Genomic DNA, 19,341 nt, shown 5'->3' on the forward strand with positions numbered 1-19,341 from the left:
CAGCCTCACCGAACAGAGTAAACAAAGCGCTATTATTGGCCCGAAAATATCCTGGGGTGAGACCCGAAGGGTTGAGGGGCAAAGCCCCTGTCCAGCCCCGAGCGTCAGCGAGAGGCGGATCGACGCGGGCGCAGCCCGCGGCGACACCTGTTAGAACGGAACGTCGTCCCCGGCGGTGGCCGCCGCTGTGACGAACTTCGCAACGACCTTTTTATCACCGGCTTTGTTGAATGCGATATCCAGCTTATCGCCTTCGATCCCGGTGATGTGGCCGTATCCGAATTTTTGGTGAAACACCCGGTCGCCGATGGTGTGAGACGAGGTTGCGTTCAGATCGATGACCATGTTCTTGGCTTCAGACGGCTGCGACATGCCGCGATGCTGGCTGCGGTTTTGAAGGCGTTTCCATCCAGGCGAGTTGTACCCATCGGCCTGAGCGGCTTGATCGTGCAAGTCGCTTTTGGGAGCACCGGCCATGTCAGGGGCTGCGGCGGCACCGAAGGCTCCACCATAAAGGCCGGGCGGGGTCAGGACCTCGACGTGATCTGCGGGCAGTTCATCAATGAAGCGCGAGGGCATCTGGCTTTGCCACTGGCCGTATACCCGACGGTTGCCGGCAAAGCTGATCGTTGCAATTTCTTCGGCGCGGGTGATGCCGACGTAGGCCAGCCTTCGTTCTTCTTCCAAGCCCTTCAGGCCGCTTTCGTCCATGCTGCGTTGGGACGGAAACAACCCATCTTCCCAGCCGGGCAGGAAGACGGCGGGGAATTCCAGACCTTTGGCCGCATGCAGTGTCATGATCGAGACTTTGGCTTCGCCGTCTTCGCTTTCGTTGTCCATGATCAGCGAAACGTGTTCCAGGAAGCCTTGCAGGTTCTCGAAACTTTCCAGCGCTTTGACGAGTTCCTTCAGGTTTTCCAAACGTCCGGGGCCTTCGGGGGTTTTGTCGTTTTGCCACATCTCGGTGTAGCCGCTTTCGTCCAGAATTTGTTCGGCCAGTTCGAGGTGGTTCTGGCCTGCGCGCACAATCGAGTGCCAGCGGCTAAGACCTTCGACAAGTTTGGCGAGTTCCTTGGCACCCTTGCCACCGAGACCTTTGGCCGCGAGGAGAAGGCGTGCGCCTTCGACCAGGGACACTCCATTGGTGCGGGCGGCGGTCTGGATTTTCTTCTGGGCGACGTCGCCTAGGCCTCGCTTGGGAGTATTTACGATGCGTTCAAACGCGAGGTCATCGTCAGGGCTGACCGACAGGCGGAAATAGGCCATGGCATCGCGGATTTCCATACGCTCATAGAAACGAGGGCCGCCGATCACGCGGTAGGGAAGGCCAATAGTCAGGAAACGGTCTTCGAACGCGCGCATTTGGTGGCTGGCGCGCACGAGGATGGCGATTTCATCTAACTCGAATTTTCGCGGCACAGGATTGTTCCCTACACCGTTAGGAGAAAGGCTATTCGCACGGCTCAGATTTACTTGATGAATGTCACCATCAGAGTTTTGGGAAACTATCCCACCCTTCGACAACCGCTCGGCTTCCTGTGAATTAGTTTTTGAGCGTGGATTTTGCCGGTAAATGGCTTCACTCGCACTTCCATCGGCAAGACTCTCGATCTTCTCGCCGATCCAACGGGCCTCTTCGTCTCCGTCCCAGTGGCCGATCAATTTAACTTTCCAACCCTCCTCAGCTTCAGTGAACAAAGTCTTTCCTAACCGGCCCTGGTTGGCGGTTATGACACCGGACGCGGCGGCAAGGATGTGGGGAGTGGAGCGGTAGTTTTGTTCCAGCCGGATGACTTTGGCGCCGGGGAAATCTTTCTCGAACTTCAGAATGTTGCCTACTTCGGCACCGCGCCAGCCGTAGATGGACTGGTCGTCGTCGCCGACGCAGCAGATGTTCTTGTGGCTTTGGGCCAGAAGTCGCAGCCAGAGGTATTGGGCGACGTTGGTGTCCTGGTATTCGTCGACGAGGATGTATTTGAACCAGCGTTGGTATTGCTCCAGCACGTCATTGTGGTTCTGGAAGATCCAGACAACGTGGAGCAGCAGGTCACCGAAATCGACTGCGTTTAGGGTGAGCAGCCGTTGTTGATATGCGGCGTATAGTTCAACACCGCGGTGATTGAAGGCTCCGTGGTCGGCTGCGGGAACTTTGTCGGGGGTCAAAGCTCTGTTCTTCCAACCATCGATGATGTGGGCCAGTTGGCGGGCGGGCCAGCGTTTCTCATCGATGCCTTCCGCGACGATCAGTTGCTTCATCAAGCGGACCTGATCGTCGGTGTCCAGTATTGTGAAATTGGATTTCAGATGGGAGCGGTCGTTGGCTTGAGTTGTGGCTTGAACGCCTGGCCGAGGCGTTGGGCCCAAATCATATGCGCCTTGCCCGCCTTCGCTTTCGTCCAGCAAGACAGCATCATTCTCGACCCCGCCGTCTGGTTTCAATCCGCTAATAGTTTCTGTGCCAATGAGTTCGGCGTGGCGTCTGAGAAGTTTGACACAGATGGCGTGGAAGGTGCCGAGCCAGGGCATGCGTTCTATGGTCTGACCCAAATGCCCTGCTACGCGGTTTTTCATCTCGCGTGCGGCTTTATTGGTGAATGTCACGGCAAGGATTTCGTTGGGCCGGGCTTTGCCGGTGACCAGAAGATGCGCGATGCGGGTGGTCAGGGCCTTGGTTTTGCCGGTTCCAGCGCCAGCGAGCATCAGGACGGGGCCGTCCAATGCCTCGACGGCTTCGCGTTGGGCGGGGTTCAATTCGTCCAGATAGGGGGCGGGACGGGCGGCGACGGCTTGCGCCGAAAGGGGCATGCGGTCGGGGAAATCACTGTCGTCGGCGAAGCTGCTCATGGGGCGAGAGCTTACCGGGTTAATGAAGTAAGGGAAAGAGGGTGTTCGCGCTCTGTTCTGTCCGATAATCCTTGGCCATCGAGGTTGGAATTGATGAGTTGAGCCGCGAACTTTGTTCGCGGCGTGGTGGGCGCATCCTGACGGAAGCGCCTTAAAGAATGAGTATTTTTGCCAGAAAGAAGACTGGGGAGGTTTTCCTTCGCTTTGACTTGGGCTTATGTGACGTCATGGAGCTTGAGAACAAATACCCGGCGATTTCGGATTTAAGGGAACTGTCACGGCGACGGGTGCCGCATTTTATTTTCGAGTATCTGGATTCGGCAACCGGCGTTGAAGACCAGCATCACCGCAACATGGCGGCTCTGCGGGACATCGAGTTTATGCCCTCGATCCTTGAAGGGCCGTTTGTGCCGGATGTCACGACTGAATTTCTGGGCCGATCCTATCCCCTGCCCTTTGGATGCGCGCCGGTCGGCATGTCAGGCGTGATGTGGCCCAGGGCTGAGAAGATCATTTCCGCGGCCTGTGCCGAAGCTGGATTGCCCTATGGGATGAGTTCAGTGGCAACGGTCGTGCCGGAAGATCTGGTGCCGTTTATCGGCGATCAGGGCTGGTTTCAGATGTATATGCCCACCGACAAGGACATCCGCAGTGATCAGCTGCGTAGGGCGCGCGAGGCTGGATTTCATACGTTAATCCTGACAGTTGATGTGCCGGTGGACAGCCGCCGGGAGCGACAGCGGCGTGCGAACCTGACGTTGCCGCCACAGATCGATGCCAAGATGCTTTGGTCAATGATCTGCCATCCGGCATGGACCATTGGCACATTGCGTGAAGGCATCCCGAGCCTGAAGTTTCTGGAAAGCTATGTGAGCGAACGCGGCGGGTTTAACTCGGTCTCGCACGCCGGGCATATATTGAGGGGTCAGCCGGGGTGGTCTGATATTGATGAGCTGCGCACCGAGTGGGACGGACCATTCATCGTCAAGGGTGTTCAGAAAGTGAAGGATGCCGAGCGGTTGATGGCGGCAGGCGTGGATGCGCTTTGGATTTCGAACCACACGGGGCGTCAGTTTGATGGCGGTCCAGCCTCAGTCCACGCCCTGCTCCCTATCCGGGCCGCCTTGCCAGATGCGCCGATCATCTTTGATTCAGGAGTGACCGGAGGTCTGGACATCCTGCGCGCTCTGGCATTGGGAGCCGACTTTGTCATGTTAGGACGTGCTTTTCATTATGCAGTTGGTGCATTGGCCGACAAGGGACCGGCCCATTTGATCGACATGTTGCGCGATGACTTAGTATTGGCGATGGGCAATATGGGGGCGCATTCGCTGGCTGAATTGCCCGGAAAGCTGGTCAAGACCCCCTGAGATGTCGCGTCACCGCGAGAAATTGTCGTGCGCATGAATTTTGCATGATCGCCACTTGTAATAGGTGGGACAAATTGCCGTAAATCGCGCGAAAGCCTGTGTGAAACTTGCCCGATGGCTCTTCGCTGGTTAAAGAATGCTGCAACTGCAAAATAAGGAATGCTGCTAATGGCCGATTTCAAGAAAATCCTGATCGCAAACAGGGGAGAAATCGCTATTCGCGTCATGCGCGCGGCCAACGAGTTGGGCAAGCGCACGGTGGCCGTTTACGCCGAAGAAGACAAACTTAACCTTCACCGTTTCAAAGCAGATGAGGCTTATCAGATCGGCAAAGGCCTGGGGCCTGTTGCAGCCTATTTGTCGATCGAAGAAGTCATCCGCGTTGCCAAAGCCTGCGGGGCCGACGCCATCCATCCTGGTTATGGTTTGTTGTCTGAGAACCCCGATTTCGTCGACGCCTGTGCCGCCAATGGCATTACCTTTATCGGCCCGAAAGCCGACACAATGCGCGCCCTTGGCGACAAGGCCAGCGCACGGCAGGTAGCCATCAAAGCAGGTGTGCCGGTTATTCCGGCGTCGGACGTTTTGGGCGACGACATGGAGTTGACTCGCAAGCAGGCTGACGACGTTGGCTATCCAATCATGCTGAAGGCCTCGTGGGGCGGTGGCGGGCGTGGGATGCGCCCGATCTATTCGGCGGACGAGCTGGAAGAGAAAGTTCTGGAAGGTCGGCGCGAAGCCGAGGCCGCTTTCGGTAATGGCGAAGGCTATCTGGAAAAGATGATTATGCGTGCCCGTCACGTCGAGGTTCAGATCCTCGGCGACAGTCAGGGCAACATCTATCATCTGTGGGAGCGGGATTGTTCAGTTCAGCGCCGGAATCAGAAGGTAGTCGAACGTGCCCCTGCCCCGTATCTGTCCAGCGCCCAGCGCGAGCGGATTTGCGGTCTTGGCAAGAAGATTGCCGAGCAAGTGGATTATGAATGCGCAGGCACCATAGAGTTTCTGATGGATATGGAGTCTGGTGAATTCTACTTTATCGAGGTGAACCCGCGGGTCCAGGTCGAGCATACTGTGACGGAAGAAGTCACCGGCATCGACATTGTGCAGGCACAGATCAAGATTGCCGAAGGGAAGTCACTGATCGAGGCGACGGGCACGGCCAGCCAGTATGACGTCGCCCTGAATGGCCATGCGATCCAATGCCGGGTGACGACCGAAGACCCGACCAACAACTTCATCCCGGACTATGGTCGCATCACCGCATATCGCGGGGCGACAGGCATGGGTATCCGCCTGGATGGAGGAACGGCCTATTCCGGGGCTGTAATCACCCGGTATTATGACTCGCTGTTGGAGAAAGTGACGGCATGGGCACCGACACCGGAAGCTGCGATTGCGCGAATTGACCGGGCACTCAGAGAGTTTCGTATTCGCGGGGTTTCAACCAATATCGCCTTTGTTGAGAACCTGTTGAAACACGAGACCTTTCTGAACAACCAATACCACACGAAGTTTATCGACGAGACGCCCGGATTGTTTGACTTCAAACCGCGCCGCGACCGGGCAACAAAAATCCTGACCTATCTTGGCGATATCACCATCAATGGACATCCCGAGACAGCAGGTCGTCCGATGCCAGCCGCAGATGCGCGCGAACCCGTCCCGCCCGCTTTGCGCGCTGATGCACCAACCCCGGGCACGAAAAACATTCTGGATGAGTTTGGCCCCGAGGCGCTGGCGGACTGGATGCGTGATCAAAAGCAGCTGTTGATCACAGACACGACCATGCGTGACGGGCATCAGTCGCTTTTGGCGACCCGAATGCGGTCAATTGATATGGTCAATGCGGCTCCTGTTTACGCCGCCAATCTGCCACAGCTTTTCAGCGTTGAATGCTGGGGAGGCGCGACGTTCGATGTGGCTTACCGGTTCTTGCAGGAATGCCCATGGCAGCGGTTGCGTGATCTGCGCGCCAAGATGCCAAACCTGATGACGCAGATGCTTTTGCGTGGCGCGAATGGAGTCGGATACACCAATTATCCCGACAATGTGGTGCAGTTCTTTGTGAAGCAAGCCGCTGAGACCGGGGTAGATGTTTTCCGCGTGTTTGACTCGCTGAACTGGGTTGAAAACATGCGCGTTGCGATGGACGCCGTGGTTGAGAACAACAAGGTTTGCGAAGGCACCATTTGTTACACAGGCGACATCCAGAACCCGGATCGCGCGAAATACGATCTGCAGTATTACGTTGATATGGGTAAGGAGCTGAAAGGCGCTGGCGCCCATGTTCTGGGCCTGAAAGATATGGCCGGTCTGCTAAAACCTGCTGCCGCGCGCATTCTGGTTAAGGCACTGAAGGAAGAAGTTGGATTGCCGATCCACTTCCACACTCACGACACTGCCGGGATTGCTAGTGCCACCATTTTGGCGGCCGCTGAGGCTGGTGTAGATGCTGTTGACTGCGCAATGGACGCGCTTTCGGGTAACACCTCTCAGGCGACGCTGGGCACGATTGTCGAAGCGCTAAAGGGTGCGGACCGGGATACTGGGCTGGACATCGAAGCGGTCCGCGAGATCTCGAACTATTGGGAGGCAGTTCGCGGGCAATATGCGGCGTTCGAAAGCGGACTTCAGGCCCCTGCATCTGAAGTTTATCTGCACGAAATGCCCGGCGGTCAGTTCACGAACCTTAAAGCACAGGCCCGTTCGCTGGGTCTTGAAGAACGCTGGCACGAAGTGGCCGAGATGTATTCGGACGTGAACCAGATGTTTGGCGACATCGTGAAGGTGACGCCATCGTCCAAGGTCGTTGGCGACATGGCGTTGATGATGGTCAGCCAGAACATGACGCGCGCTGAAGTCGAGGATCCGAAGAAAGACGTGGCTTTCCCGGACAGCGTAATCGACATGATGCGCGGCAATCTGGGTCAGCCTCCTGGCGGGTGGCCAAAGGCCATTCAGAAGAAGATCTTGAAGGGCGAAAAGGCCTCTGTTGATCGTCCGGGCAAAAACGTGGCTGCGGTCAATCTGGAAGAAACGCGCGCCAAGTTGTCCAAAGATCTGGATGGGTTTGAAGTAGATGACGAGGATCTGAACGGCTATCTGATGTATCCGAAGGTCTACATGGACTACATGGGCCGTCACGAAAAATACGGGCCGGTTCGGACCTTGCCGACAAAGAACTTCTTTTACGGCATGAAGCCCGGCGACGAAATTTCAGTTGAGATCGATCCCGGCAAAACGCTGGAAATCCGCTGTCAGGCAATTGCCGAAACGAACGCCGAAGGTGAGGCTAAAGTCTTTTTCGAGCTGAACGGTCAGCCGCGCACGATCCGCGTTACTGATTATTCGTCTAAGGGCGCACAGGCAGTACGACCGAAGGCAGATGCCGGAAATGCCGGTCACGTCGGTGCACCAATGCCTGGGGTTGTGGCCTCGGTTGCAGTGCAGGCCGGCGGCGAGGTCAAGGAGGGCGATCTGATGCTGACCATCGAAGCCATGAAGATGGAGACCGGTATTCACGCTGAGCGCGACGCGGTTGTGAAGGCCGTGCACGTCACGCCAGGCAGTCAGATTGACGCTAAAGATTTGCTGGTGGAGTTGGAATAGATTTGGGAAATGGGATTTGAATTGCCGGTCGCGTCGACTGGCGTTTCGAACGGACCATCCGGGTGGCCGTAGCTTAATCTCGTAAATCTCCAGATCAGCGCATACAGGCACGACTAGTGTGAAATGCCGATCAATCCGATTCGAAACGGAAATTGCCGAACTTGTTGCAAGCGTTTGCATCCTGTTCGTACGGAAAAAGTTTGCCTTTTCAGCCATTAAATTCGCTGGATACTGCCCAATCGGCAGCGCCGCGCTATGGACAATCGCGCGAAAAAAATATAGAATGAAGCATATTAAACATTGAATTTAAAAGATAATTTTCGGAAGGACGACTGAGATGGCACTGATTGCGATCGCTCATTCGTTCGGAAATGTCCCAGCATGACCCCCCGCAGGGGTTTAGAAACCGGAAGAAGAAACACACCGGAAATCCAACGATTAGAAGGCATACCCTGCAACCGCCTGCGATGGGGACACGACGCAGAGATCATTTATTGAGTGCCGCATTATTTTTGATGGTACTTCCAATGCTGATATACTTGATCTGTCGTGATTTTATCTACGCCTTAGTGTTTGGGCATCGGACGAAAAAATGAAATGAAAAAAATCTCAGCGGCAGATGATAGCATCTGCCGCTGAATTGTTTTTGGGGGGCGTTGTGAATTGCAGAATGTTTGGAGCGTGGGACAAACCAGTCGTTCATACTGACCTTGCAACCGCGATATCCCTCACTTGCAGCGACCGATGGTAACGGCGATCGGCGCGCCTGGCGGCATCGACACGCTGCGCACATCATGTAGACCGGCTTTGTTAAGATGTTCCTCGGCATCTTCGCATGACAAAGGTCCGCCGCCCCATAATACAGTCCGAAAGTGCGCGGTGGCACGTGCCAATGGCTCACTGTCATGGTGCGGTCTCGCAAGTAATAACCATCCGCCAGCTTTTAGCGCATTGCTGACTCTTTCGAGGACGCTGGGTAACGAGTGACTTGGAATGAATGCGCTCGGCACCCAAGCTAGGTCGAAGGCGTCAAACTCTGTAAGCGCTTCCGCACGGGACTTTCTGAGTTCGATCTTCTCCTCGAGACCTGCTTCGGTTACGTTCCGAAAACCAATAGCGAGTGAAGGCTCCCACGGTTCGATTCCAAGAACCTCCAGGCTGGGCCACTGCCTGACCATTGCAATCGATAACTCAGCGACACCTGTCCCAATATCAAGAAACCGCGCACCAGGCTTCTCTAAACGCTCCAGAAGCCCATACAGCTCAGGCCCGATCTTAGATTTCAGAACTTTTGGGAATCCCGCCGAAACTTCTCCGAATGTTTGCAAAAGCTCGGCTTGATCATGTTCCCATTCCGAGGTCGTCTTGTCATCACAGAGAACCCGCACACCGAGAAGAAGATCGCCTCGAATATTCGCCAGCATCGTCGCGGCCTGCGGTTTGGTTAGAGCTTCCATCGACTTGGTCAGGCCAAGTGCATCAACGACTTGCGCCACTTGATCCATCAATGCTGGGTCGTCTGGCTCGGCTTGCAGCTTTACTTTCAACGCAAGTCCGATGGCTATCAGCGCATTTGCGGATGTAGCGAGTTCCATAAACTTACTTTGCATAACTGATCTCCTATGAAATCAAGGACACAAACGCGGACGGATGCCGCCCCATTGATCCAGTTCAAGGTATGCTCTTTCGTGCAGTCCGACGACAATCTTCATACCGTAACACGCCAAATGGATAATGTCCGCAATGAGCTGAAAACCGATATTTCTTCCTCGGCAGTTCGCCGCTACACCTGATGTCATGCCCAATCGTATCGCTCTCTTTTCACTCCTGGTTCCCGACTATGACCCTGCCATTGCGTTCTTTACCGCGATCGGGTTCGAGCTTCGCGAGGATACGGATCTTGGCAATGGTAAGCGGTGGGTTCGGATTGCGCCGCCGGGGGCCGAGACGGAAATGTTGCTGGCTCGGGCGGTGGGTGAAGCGCAGGAAGTAACCGTTGGTTCTCAAGGCGGTGGTCGGGTTTGGCTGTTTCTCGAGACTTTGGAATTTGAAGAAGACCACGCCAAGATAACGGCTGCGGGCGGGCAGTTCGAGGGTGCTGTGCGAGATGAACCTTATGGCCGCGTTGCGGTTTGGGTTGATCCCTGGGGCAATCGTTGGGACTTGATCCAGTTCGCCAAAAGCGATCGTTCGGGCACTGATCAGACGGCGTGAGCCTGTAATCGTTAAGGCACCGTTCGATGGTTGGGCGTTGCGTGCAGCAGCAATTGCCCGTTAACCCATAAAAACAAGCGGTATCGGCCAAATCGGCCACGTCGGTATCGCGTCGGTATTACGTCGGTGTCGGGATCGATATTGCGGATTGGGCGCAGAGATCAGGCGACGTACGGTAACTAAGATGAACGGCACTTTAACCATTGAACTAACGCCGGTTCGTTCAGTGGTCGAAAAGTTGATATAGGCGGTCCAAGCGGTCATGCCGGGACCAAATTCACCCTGCCCGGCCCCGCATTAACCATTTCCTAAACTGAGTCTGAAACAACACGGCCAGCCGCAGGATTTGCGGATCGGTCGAATGAAGCGTGCTTTACCTCGTTTTCGCCTTAGTCTCGTAACCATGCTGCCAAATTCGCGCCGGAAGGTGAAAGCCTGACGTGATGGAGGCGGGCATGAATTGGAAAACACGCGGTCGGCTGGCAGGGCTGACGTTGTTAACAGTTTCATTTGTTTCAGCGAATATAGGCTATAGCGCAGGACCAGCGCGAGCTGGCTCTGGTGAACCGGTAATACATGCAGCCTCTATTGATGCCGCACCCGGAGACCTTGCCCGGATACATCTCACCCAATTTCTGGACTATTCGCTGAACGACAATCAGGCATTGCGGTCCGGTGTCGGTATGAAAGTTGCATTGGAAGCAGGTGACGGCGGCACTGTCTCTATTTGGGTTACGCCAATCGATACCGCCGAAGGTCGGGTCATGGGACGCGTCGCGGACGCACCCGAGGGCCTTTCAGTAGTCGGCGAAGGCGACGTTGTGGCCTTTGAACAAGATCAGGTTCAGGATTGGTATTTCATCGGGCGCAATGGCCGGATGTACGGAAATTATACGACACGCGCTTTGCTGGCTGGAATGAGCTCGGGGGCAGCCGCACAGTTGCGTGCGACGCTTTCGCTGACACCAACGCCGGCCACCTGGTAACGCGCAAGGCTAGGACGGCGTTCCGTCGACAAATGGCTGGAGCGCGGCAGTAGCGAAGCTGTGGAACGGTGTTGGTACGTTGTGACGCGCCCCGAAGCGCACGATCTCGCCGGACAGGTCATTGAGTTCCAGTCTTTTTCCGCGCATCAGATCATCCTGCATTGACGCATGGGTATCGCGACCCAATTCTTCCAAAAGTATTGCGCGCGCTTTTGCGCCGGCCTGTGCTGAGACAGTTGGGCATACTGCGCGCGCGACCGCATGAGCTTCATCGATTGCGTCCAGTAGCAGGCGCCGGGTTGAGGGTGTGTCCCGTACTGGGCCGATATCGAGCCGGGTGAGGCATGTTATGGCCGACAAGCTGGCCAGCGGGATCAACTTTTCCCAAAAAGTTGCGCGAATGTCCGCGCTGATGGTGCAATCGGGGCCAGATGCATTTACGGCGTCGGCGAACGCCCTGATGCGTTTGCTTTCACTTCCGTCCAGTTCGCCAACGCCGATACGGTGAAATTCAGCAGGGTGGAATATGACGCCGGGTTCCTTGATCGACGCGGGCATATAAACGACGCAAGGCGTGACGCGACCTGCCCCGACCACACTTGCGATACGGTCAGGAGCGCTAACGCCGTTCTGGCAAGAAACGATCAAGGTTTCAGGACCAAGAACAGGCTTAAGTTGGATGGCTGCGGCTTCTACATCGTATGTCTTGACCATCAGCATGACGACATCGGGCGTTTCGACTTTGGAAACATCCTCGACCGCTTTCACCTTAGACAATCGGATATCGCCACAACGGCTCTCGATGCGCAGGCCCTGTTTCTGCATTGCCTCAAGATGTGCGCCACGGGCTACGAATGTGACGTCATGACCGGCAAACGCCAACCGAGCCCCAAAATAGCCGCCCAGCGCGCCTGCGCCCATTACGAGAATTTTCATGTCGCGTCTCCTTTGCCTGACCATGACGAGCAGGATTTTTGCCGACAAGGGTATTTTTCGCTTGCAGGACGGGGGCGGAGTTTATAATTGACGCCTCATCCATAGGATGCGGGCGTAGCTCAGGGGTAGAGCATAACCTTGCCAAGGTTAGGGTCGTGAGTTCGAATCTCATCGCCCGCTCCAAATGGGTCCTCACCGATAGCGTGAATATTCGCAGACGCGCGGGCATTTGCCTGCAAGTCTGACTGTGGTTTTGTGCGCATGGACGCTTTGAGAGGCTCATGGCACTGGTGAATTCTGCCTAGATTTGCGGCAGTGTCTTGCGAAAGTCCCGTATGTCAGCACAAACCGGGACCAAAATGCCAAATAATGAATTGAATATGAACAACAAATGAGACGTCGGTTAAGAATCGGCGGCGTCCATCGGACCTTTGCGACACTGACATCGGGAATCGAAGGTGAAAATAATTCGGCGTGGGACACGTGGCGACGCGTGCGTGAGACAAAAAGATCAATCTCAATTGTACCGGTGAGCGGGAAGGTTGCTAATTGTGCATCGCGCAATTGCCGAGACCGATTGCAATTGGAAATCCATCTTTTGTCAAAGTTGCTGATAGAAAACACTCTGAACGACTGACCGTGGGATCGGAAATGGACAATATGCATGTTGATTAGAACCCAGCTGACCGTGGCATTCATAGCGGTTGGGGCCATGGCTTTGGTCTGTTCTGCGATGTTGGTTTTGGCCAATCAAAGACACAGCGACAATCAAGAGCGCGCGATGTTGGCCAATCAAACTTTGTCAGGATACCTGCAACTTTCAGGTCGGTTGTTTCGAACGTTCAAACAGGCGCGACGGGACTTGCTGTCCGGCACTGACGGCTTTGCCTTTGACATACTGGAAGCTGAAAAGGACATTCGGGATACGCTGAAAGAAATCGAGATTTCAAGCAGCCGTGAACATAGTCTTAGCCCGAGCGGGGATTTGCCGCTGGCGTCAGACCTGGCCACATTGAGCAACGAGATACTGACGGCATTCGACGAGATCCGGCTGGCTGAATTGTCCATACAAGGCGGGCAGATCGAGCGCGGTCGGGTTCTGGCAACCGAGACTCTTGAAACGCGGATTGACGGCGCGGTATCCGATTTGATCGAGAATGCCATTTTGCTGGAGCGCAATCAGTTGGAGGACGTCCGCCAGAACATATCCCAATTTGGTGCCCAACTGAGTGCATTGGCCTGGGGCATGGGAGCGTCATCGGTCTTATTGGTGCTGCTTGTGGCCTTTACTGTGTTGCGACGTATGAACAATGGCCTGCTGAAACTGGAGCATGGTGCCAACGAATTTGCCGAGGATAATCTGGCCTTTCGTTTCCAATTGGACGGGGGAGACGAGTTTTCCCAACTGGCGGGACGATTCAATGTGATGGCCGGGCAACTTCTGCGCAAACGACATGATCTGCAGGAATCCAAGGATGAACTGGAGAGCCGGGTCAAATTGCGCACGCTTGAACTTTCTGAGTTGAACGAAGAATTGAAATCTCGCGAAAATCTGCGGCGTCGTTTTTTCGCTGACATCGGGCACGAGTTGCGCACACCGGTGACAGCCATCCGGGGCGAGGCCGAAGTGGCGTTGCGTGCAAAGACCCAGGTGACCGACACTCAACACTTGGCCTTGGAGAAGATTGTTGAGCTTTCAGAGCAGCTTACCACTGTGGTCAATGATCTATTTCTGATAGCGCGAGAACAGGCCGGCGTGCTTGATTTGCGCACAGAAGAGATTGAACTTAACGCGCAAATCGCGGCGAACGTCGAACAAATGCAGGGAATTGCCAAAAAAGCGAAGGCGAAGTTGCGCATGTCGCTGCATGGTGGTGATATCTTTATCGAAGGCGACCGCAACCGGATTTCGCAGCTTGTTCGGGTTTTGGTGACCAATGCAATTCACCATTCACAGGAAGGCGTGGAGATTTTGATCTGGACTTGCATCGCATCGGATCGGGCGGTTGTTTCAATCGAAGACAATGGTCCCGGCATTGCTCTGAATGACAGAAATGCGGTTTTCGAAAGGTTCGTTCGCGCGCCCCAAAGTGCGACAGAAAACGTTCCTGGAACAGGATTGGGATTGCCTATCGCCAAATCGCTTGCCCTGGCGCATGGTGGCGACATCGAAATTCGCGACAGCCGGTGGGGAGGCACAGCGATATTGGTCAGTTTTCCGATTGCGGACGACCAGGAGTTTGAATGAAGCTTCTGCTGGTCGAAGATGACGAGCGCATCGTCGAATTTCTGGTGCGCGGCTTAACGGCCGAAGGCTGCCTGCTGGACGTCGCACGGGATGGTAGCACGGGTTATAGAAAAGCCACGGATGGCGATTACGACGCCATTGTTCTGGACCTGATGATGCCCGGGATGGACGGTCGGGAAGTCTGTCAGAAACTTCGGTATGACGGAATAAAAACGAAAATCCTGATGCTGACGGCCTTGGAAACAACCGCGGACGTGGTTCAGGGATTGCGGATGGGGGCTGACGATTACCTGACCAAACCGTTCGCATTTGACGAACTTGTAGCCCGATTGACAGTCATGGGCCGTGAGTCGGGCGGCTCATCGTCCTTACCGGGATACCGGTTGCGTGTCGGCGAGTTGGAGTTCGACACAGATGCCTTAGACGTTACTTATTACGGGCAATCAATTGAACTGACTTCGCTGGAGTATGCTTTGTTGGAATTTCTGATGACAGAAAGCGGCAAAGTCGTCAGCCGGGCACGGATATTACAGAACGTCTGGGGTGCGCACGAAGATCCACTGACAAATGTGGTCGATGTCTATATCAGACGACTGCGCAGCAAATTGTCTGCAATTGATGATGGTGAAGTGATAAAAACGATCCGCGGGCGCGGGTATCGGCTTTGAAAACCAGCTTCGTTCGAGCGAAGCCCTTTGGACACAAGATTGCATTTTATTTCAATCTTAGGTGACGGTTAAGACCTGTCCTGATAATCGGTTATTCGACCTAGAATGGGTGATGACCAGTGAACATTATTGAGACGTCGCTGCCGGGGGTTTTGATCCTTGAGCCAAGGCGATTTCAGGACGCTCGCGGTTTCTTTTGTGAAACCTGGAACGCCAAAAGAATGGCAGATGCGGGGCTGAATGTTGATTTTGTGCAAGACAACCACTCGATGTCCGAGGATGTCGGAACCCTTCGTGGCCTTCACTTTCAGGCACCACCCCACGCGCAGGCCAAACTTGTGCGGTGCGGTCGCGGGCGGCTGCTGGATGTTGCCGTGGATATCCGTAAGGGCTCGCCGACTTATGGGCGTTGGGTCGCTGAAGAGCTGAGTTTTGACAATGGCCGGCAGCTTTGGATACCCGCAGGGTTTTTGCACGGATTTGTCACGCGCGAACCGATGACCGAGATCGTTTACAAATGCAGCGACTTCTATTCGCCGGAAGCCGACGGAGCGGTACGGTGGAACAGTTGCGGAATTGACTGGCAATTGGACGTAGAACCCCTGTTGTCTGAAAAGGACTCTGCTGCGCCCACGCTAGAAGACTTTGACAGCCCATTTGAATGGGTGGCGACATGAAAATTCTGATAACCGGGGGCGCAGGATTTATTGGCTCTGCTGTTGTGCGGAAAGCAATTCGCGACGGGCATGAAGTCGTCAATGTCGATTGCCTGACGTATGCCGCCAATCTGCAAAACGTCGCCTCGGTGACCAATGCCCCGGGATACGCCTTTGAACAGGTCAGCATTGCCGACCGCCCTGCCCTGGCCGCTGTATTTGACCGCCATAAACCCGATGCGGTGATGCATCTGGCAGCCGAAAGTCATGTGGATCGATCCATTGATGGCCCGGCAGCCTTTATCGAAACGAATATCGTCGGCACCTATGCATTACTGGAGGCCACCCGCAGTTATTGGGACCAAATGAACCGTCCCGAATTCTTTCGGTTTCACCATGTTTCGACGGACGAGGTGTTTGGGTCGTTGGGGGCCGGTGGACAGTTCACGGAAACCACCCCTTATGATCCGCGCAGCCCCTATTCTGCGTCAAAGGCGGCTTCGGACCATTTGGTGCGCGCCTGGCACGAGACATATGGATTGCCAATTGTTCTGTCGAATTGCTCAAACAATTACGGACCGTTTCATTTCCCTGAAAAACTGGTTCCGGTGGTTATTCTGAACGCGTTGGCGGGCAAGGATATTCCAGTTTACGGCGATGGTGGTAATGTGCGCGACTGGCTTTTCGTCGAAGATCATGCCGACGCTTTGCTGACGGTGCTGACCAAGGGGGCGGTTGGCCGCAGCTATAACATTGGTGGCGAAGCTGAAGCACGCAACATTGATATGGTCGAGCTGATATGTGCGCTGCTGGACAAGACTCGCCCAAAGGAGACACTTTATCGCGAATTAATCACGTTTGTTGACGACCGTCCCGGTCATGACCGACGCTATGCGATTGATCCAACACGTATTCGCGATGAGCTTGGCTGGCGGCCTTCGGTAACGCTGGAAGAAGGATTGGCGCGGACGGTTGATTGGTATCTTCAAAACGAAGATTGGTGGCGGCCATTGTTGGAAGACCATGATGTTAGCGGACGGTTGGGAACTTCGCCGTGAAGGTTGCGGTATTTGGGACGACCGGCCAGCTGGGTATTGAGATGCGCCGACGAAAGCCCCAGGGCGTTCAGGCCGCACATATCGGGCGTGATGTGGCGGACTTTACCCAGGGCGGTCAGCTTAAGAAGCTGGTCGGGGATATGGACGCCGATGTTGTGGTCAACGCCGTTGCCTATACGGCGGTTGACAAGGCAGAAGACGAAAAGGCCGTTGCCAACCGGGTTAATGGCCATGCCGTCGGGGCCTTGGCTGAAGCCTGTCGTTCCAAGGGCATACCGTTAATTCATGTTTCGTCTGATTACGTGTTTGACGGGTCAGGAAATGAGCCCCGCAAACCAGATGATCAGACCGGGCCGATCGGGGCTTATGGGAAGAGCAAATTGTTGGGCGAAGAGGCTGTAAGGTCGGCCAAGGTAAAGCATGTGATCCTTCGAACGTCCTGGGTATTCAGTGCGCATGGGGCCAATTTCGTGAAGACGATGCTGCGATTGGCAAAGAAGCGGGACAGCCTGTCGATCGTCAGTGACCAAATTGGTGGACCTACTCCGGCTTTTGCCATCGCGGACGCCATCTATGCGTGCGCCGGGGGTCTTCATTCGGGTTCCAATGGCGGCACATATCACTTTGCCGGCGCGCCCGATGTTAGTTGGGCCGATTTCGCCCGCGAGATTATCGCAAAGTCGGGAACTGCTACAACGGTGCAGGACATCGCGACGGCCGATTACCCGACCCCTGCCCGTCGGCCCTTGAATTCGCGGCTGGACTGCGAAAGCCTGCGGCAGGATTTTGGAATTGAACGGCCAGACTGGCGTGAGGGGTTGGGAAAAGTCTTGAAGGAGCTTCAGGCGACATGACACAGCGTAAAGGCATCATACTGGCAGGCGGCTCGGGCACGCGGTTGTATCCGATCACGATGGGTGTATCGAAGCAGCTTTTGCCGACCTACGACAAGCCAATGGTTTACTACCCTTTGAGCGTCTTGATGCTGGCAGGTATTCGCGAGATCGCGGTGATAACGACTCCTGAAGATCAATCACAGTTTCAAAGACTTATGGGAGACGGCTCGCGCTGGGGTTTGTCGCTGACCTGGATTGAGCAACCTTCGCCGGACGGGTTGGCGCAGGCTTATTTGCTGGCAGAGGATTTTCTGGATGGCGCGCCATCGGCGATGGTGCTGGGCGACAACATCTTCTTTGGTCATGCCCTGCCCGACATACTTGCGCGCGCCGATGCGCGCGACGCAGGCGGAACGGCGTTTGGATATCGCGTCGCTGACCCCGAACGATATGGTGTTCTGGATTTTGACGGGGATACTGTGCGCGGGATCATCGAGAAACCTGAACGGCCGCCTTCGAACTATGCTGTGACCGGGCTTTACTTTCTGGACGGCAGTGCACCCAAGCGGGCGGCAGAGGTTCAGCCTTCGGAACGTGGCGAGTTGGAAATTGCATCGGTTTTAGAGACCTATCTGGATGATGGGACTTTGACAGTCGAAAAAATGGGCCGTGGCTTTGCCTGGTTGGATACCGTTACTCATGCATCTTTGTTAGATGCCGGGAATTTTGTGCGCACTTTGGAGGAACGCCAAGGGTTGCAAACCGGGTCGCCAGAGGAGATCGCCTTTGAGCAAGGGTGGATTACCCGCGACGACCTGATGGCGGCGGCTGAACCTTTGGGCAAAAACGAATATGGCCGGTATTTGAAGCAATTGGCGGAGTCTGAAACTTGAAAGTTGTTCTGATTACTGGTGCTGCCGGTTTTATCGGTTTTCATGCAGCGCGACGTTGGCTGGATGAGGGGTGGCGGGTTGTCGGCGTTGATGCGGTGACTGACTATTATGACACCCAATTGAAGCGCGACCGATTGGCCATTCTGGAAAAATCGCCGAATTTCATCTTTGTCGAAGACCGGATCGAAAGGCCCGGACTTTTGGAAGGGTTGTTTGCGGAACATAGGCCCGATGTGGTGGTGCATCTAGCAGCACAGGCCGGGGTTCGGTATTCGATTGACGCTCCGCGCAGCTATGTTGAGGCAAATCTGCAAGGCACTTTCGAATTGTTGGAAGCGTCGCGGGCGCATCCAGGTGCCCGGCTTTTGCTGGCCTCGACGTCATCTGTTTATGGGGCAAACACCGAGATGCCCTATCGCGAGACTGACAAGGCTGACATGCAGATGTCATTCTATGCGGCAACTAAGAAAGCAACCGAGGCGATGGCGCATTCTTATGCCCATCTGTATGGGTTGCCGACGATCATGTTCCGATTTTTTACGGTCTATGGTCCCTGGGGGCGCCCGGATATGGCGGCATTCAAATTCGTTAAAGCCATGCTGAATGGTGACGCCATCGACGTTTACAACCACGGCGAAATGAAGCGCGATTTCACCTTTATTGATGACCTTGTCGAAGCGATCTGGCGTTTGTCGTATTGCGATTTGCAGGTTGGCAATTCGGTTGGGGCGGCGGACAGTCTTAGCAGTGTCGCGCCCTATCGGGTTTTGAATATTGGCCGTGCTGCGCCTGAACCTTTGATGAAATATATCCACGAAATCGAAGCGGCGTTGGGTGTGACTGCCAAATTGAACATGATGGACATGCAGGCTGGCGATGTGCCCGCGACCTGGGCGGACACGTCGCTGTTGAAAGCGTTGACCGATTATGTGCCCGAAACGTCTATATCAGACGGAATTCCCCAATTTGTGTCTTGGTATCGTCAATATTTCGGGGTCTAAGACCCTCGTAAAGGGACGT

14 protein-coding genes and 1 tRNA gene are annotated in these 19,341 nt (G+C 55.0%); 12 read left to right on the top strand and 3 right to left on the bottom strand.

Annotated elements, in window-relative coordinates; all coding sequences use genetic code 11:
• Positions 1–150: 150 nt before the first annotated feature.
• A complete protein-coding gene (locus tag GKR98_09890) occupies positions 151–2,844 on the bottom strand; it encodes an AAA family ATPase (protein ID QMU58475.1) in 2,694 nt (897 codons plus the stop codon).
• Positions 2,845–3,071: 227 nt separating this feature from the next.
• Between GKR98_09890 and GKR98_09895 the strand changes: the two genes are divergently transcribed.
• Both GKR98_09895 and GKR98_09900 read left to right on the top strand, forming a co-directional pair.
• The gene (locus GKR98_09895) at positions 3,072–4,214 is read left to right on the top strand and encodes an alpha-hydroxy-acid oxidizing protein (GenBank protein QMU60053.1); all 1,143 of its coding nucleotides are present in this window, start codon (positions 3,072–3,074) and stop codon (positions 4,212–4,214) included.
• A gap of 168 nt (positions 4,215–4,382) precedes the next feature.
• Positions 4,383–7,826: a pyruvate carboxylase gene (locus GKR98_09900; protein ID QMU58476.1), complete on the top strand. Its 3,444-nt coding sequence runs from the start codon at positions 4,383–4,385 to the stop codon at positions 7,824–7,826.
• Between the two features lie 728 nt (positions 7,827–8,554).
• Here the strand turns inward: GKR98_09900 and GKR98_09905 are convergent.
• Complete coding sequence (locus GKR98_09905) at positions 8,555–9,436, bottom strand: methyltransferase domain-containing protein (protein ID QMU58477.1); 882 nt, start codon at positions 9,434–9,436, stop codon at positions 8,555–8,557.
• A gap of 187 nt (positions 9,437–9,623) precedes the next feature.
• Here GKR98_09905 and GKR98_09910 point away from each other — a divergent pair, with 187 nt between their 5' ends.
• A complete protein-coding gene (locus GKR98_09910; GenBank protein ID QMU58478.1) occupies positions 9,624–10,040 on the top strand; it encodes a VOC family protein in 417 nt (138 codons plus the stop codon).
• Between the two features lie 443 nt (positions 10,041–10,483).
• Positions 10,484–11,026, top strand: coding sequence for a DUF2314 domain-containing protein (locus GKR98_09915; GenBank protein ID QMU58479.1), 543 nt, complete (start codon positions 10,484–10,486; stop codon positions 11,024–11,026).
• 9 nt (positions 11,027–11,035) lie between these two features.
• On the opposite strand, the gene GKR98_09920 is transcribed toward GKR98_09915, so the two are convergent.
• Entirely contained in the window at positions 11,036–11,986 is a 951-nt protein-coding gene (locus GKR98_09920) for a 2-dehydropantoate 2-reductase (GenBank protein ID QMU58480.1), read from the bottom strand.
• A gap of 84 nt (positions 11,987–12,070) precedes the next feature.
• Here GKR98_09920 and GKR98_09925 point away from each other — a divergent pair.
• The 8 genes from GKR98_09925 (at position 12,071) to GKR98_09960 (ending at position 19,322) form a co-directional block, all read left to right on the top strand.
• A tRNA-Gly gene (locus tag GKR98_09925) sits at positions 12,071–12,145 on the top strand.
• Positions 12,146–12,626: 481 nt separating this feature from the next.
• Complete coding sequence (locus GKR98_09930) at positions 12,627–14,210, top strand: HAMP domain-containing protein (GenBank protein QMU58481.1); 1,584 nt, start codon at positions 12,627–12,629, stop codon at positions 14,208–14,210.
• Entirely contained in the window at positions 14,207–14,878 is a 672-nt protein-coding gene (locus tag GKR98_09935; protein QMU58482.1) for a response regulator, read from the top strand. The genes GKR98_09930 and GKR98_09935 overlap by 4 nt, the downstream gene beginning before the upstream one ends.
• 119 nt (positions 14,879–14,997) lie before the next feature.
• Positions 14,998–15,555 (top strand): dTDP-4-dehydrorhamnose 3,5-epimerase, encoded by a 558-nt coding sequence (gene rfbC / locus GKR98_09940; protein QMU58483.1) that lies wholly within the window; start codon positions 14,998–15,000, stop codon positions 15,553–15,555.
• Complete coding sequence (rfbB, locus tag GKR98_09945; protein QMU58484.1) at positions 15,552–16,592, top strand: dTDP-glucose 4,6-dehydratase; 1,041 nt, start codon at positions 15,552–15,554, stop codon at positions 16,590–16,592. The genes rfbC and rfbB overlap by 4 nt, the downstream gene beginning before the upstream one ends.
• Positions 16,589–17,446: a dTDP-4-dehydrorhamnose reductase gene (gene rfbD, locus GKR98_09950; protein ID QMU58485.1), complete on the top strand. Its 858-nt coding sequence runs from the start codon at positions 16,589–16,591 to the stop codon at positions 17,444–17,446. The genes rfbB and rfbD overlap by 4 nt, the downstream gene beginning before the upstream one ends.
• Entirely contained in the window at positions 17,443–18,321 is an 879-nt protein-coding gene (rfbA, locus tag GKR98_09955; protein QMU58486.1) for a glucose-1-phosphate thymidylyltransferase RfbA, read from the top strand. Before rfbD ends, rfbA begins: the two co-directional genes overlap by 4 nt.
• Entirely contained in the window at positions 18,318–19,322 is a 1,005-nt protein-coding gene (locus GKR98_09960) for an NAD-dependent epimerase/dehydratase family protein (protein ID QMU58487.1), read from the top strand. Before rfbA ends, GKR98_09960 begins: the two co-directional genes overlap by 4 nt.
• The last annotated feature ends 19 nt before the right edge of the window (positions 19,323–19,341 follow it).

Source organism: Boseongicola sp., assembly GCA_014075275.1.
Taxonomy (GTDB): domain Bacteria; phylum Pseudomonadota; class Alphaproteobacteria; order Rhodobacterales; family Rhodobacteraceae.

Bases quoted from the DNA above. Each gene is read 5' to 3' on its own strand.
- GKR98_09900 (QMU58476.1), top strand. From the start codon at position 4,383: ATGGCCGATTTCAAGAAAATCCTGATCGCAAACAGGGGAGAAATCGCT.
- GKR98_09930 (QMU58481.1), top strand. From the start codon at position 12,627: ATGTTGATTAGAACCCAGCTGACCGTGGCATTCATAGCGGTTGGGGCC.
- GKR98_09895 (QMU60053.1), top strand. From the start codon at position 3,072: ATGGAGCTTGAGAACAAATACCCGGCGATTTCGGATTTAAGGGAACTG.
- GKR98_09890 (QMU58475.1), bottom strand. From the start codon at position 2,844: ATGAGCAGCTTCGCCGACGACAGTGATTTCCCCGACCGCATGCCCCTT.
- GKR98_09935 (QMU58482.1), top strand. From the start codon at position 14,207: ATGAAGCTTCTGCTGGTCGAAGATGACGAGCGCATCGTCGAATTTCTG.
- GKR98_09915 (QMU58479.1), top strand. From the start codon at position 10,484: ATGGAGGCGGGCATGAATTGGAAAACACGCGGTCGGCTGGCAGGGCTG.
- rfbA (QMU58486.1), top strand. From the start codon at position 17,443: ATGACACAGCGTAAAGGCATCATACTGGCAGGCGGCTCGGGCACGCGG.
- GKR98_09920 (QMU58480.1), bottom strand. From the start codon at position 11,986: ATGGTCAGGCAAAGGAGACGCGACATGAAAATTCTCGTAATGGGCGCA.
- GKR98_09910 (QMU58478.1), top strand. From the start codon at position 9,624: ATGCCCAATCGTATCGCTCTCTTTTCACTCCTGGTTCCCGACTATGAC.
- rfbB (QMU58484.1), top strand. From the start codon at position 15,552: ATGAAAATTCTGATAACCGGGGGCGCAGGATTTATTGGCTCTGCTGTT.
- GKR98_09905 (QMU58477.1), bottom strand. From the start codon at position 9,436: ATGCAAAGTAAGTTTATGGAACTCGCTACATCCGCAAATGCGCTGATA.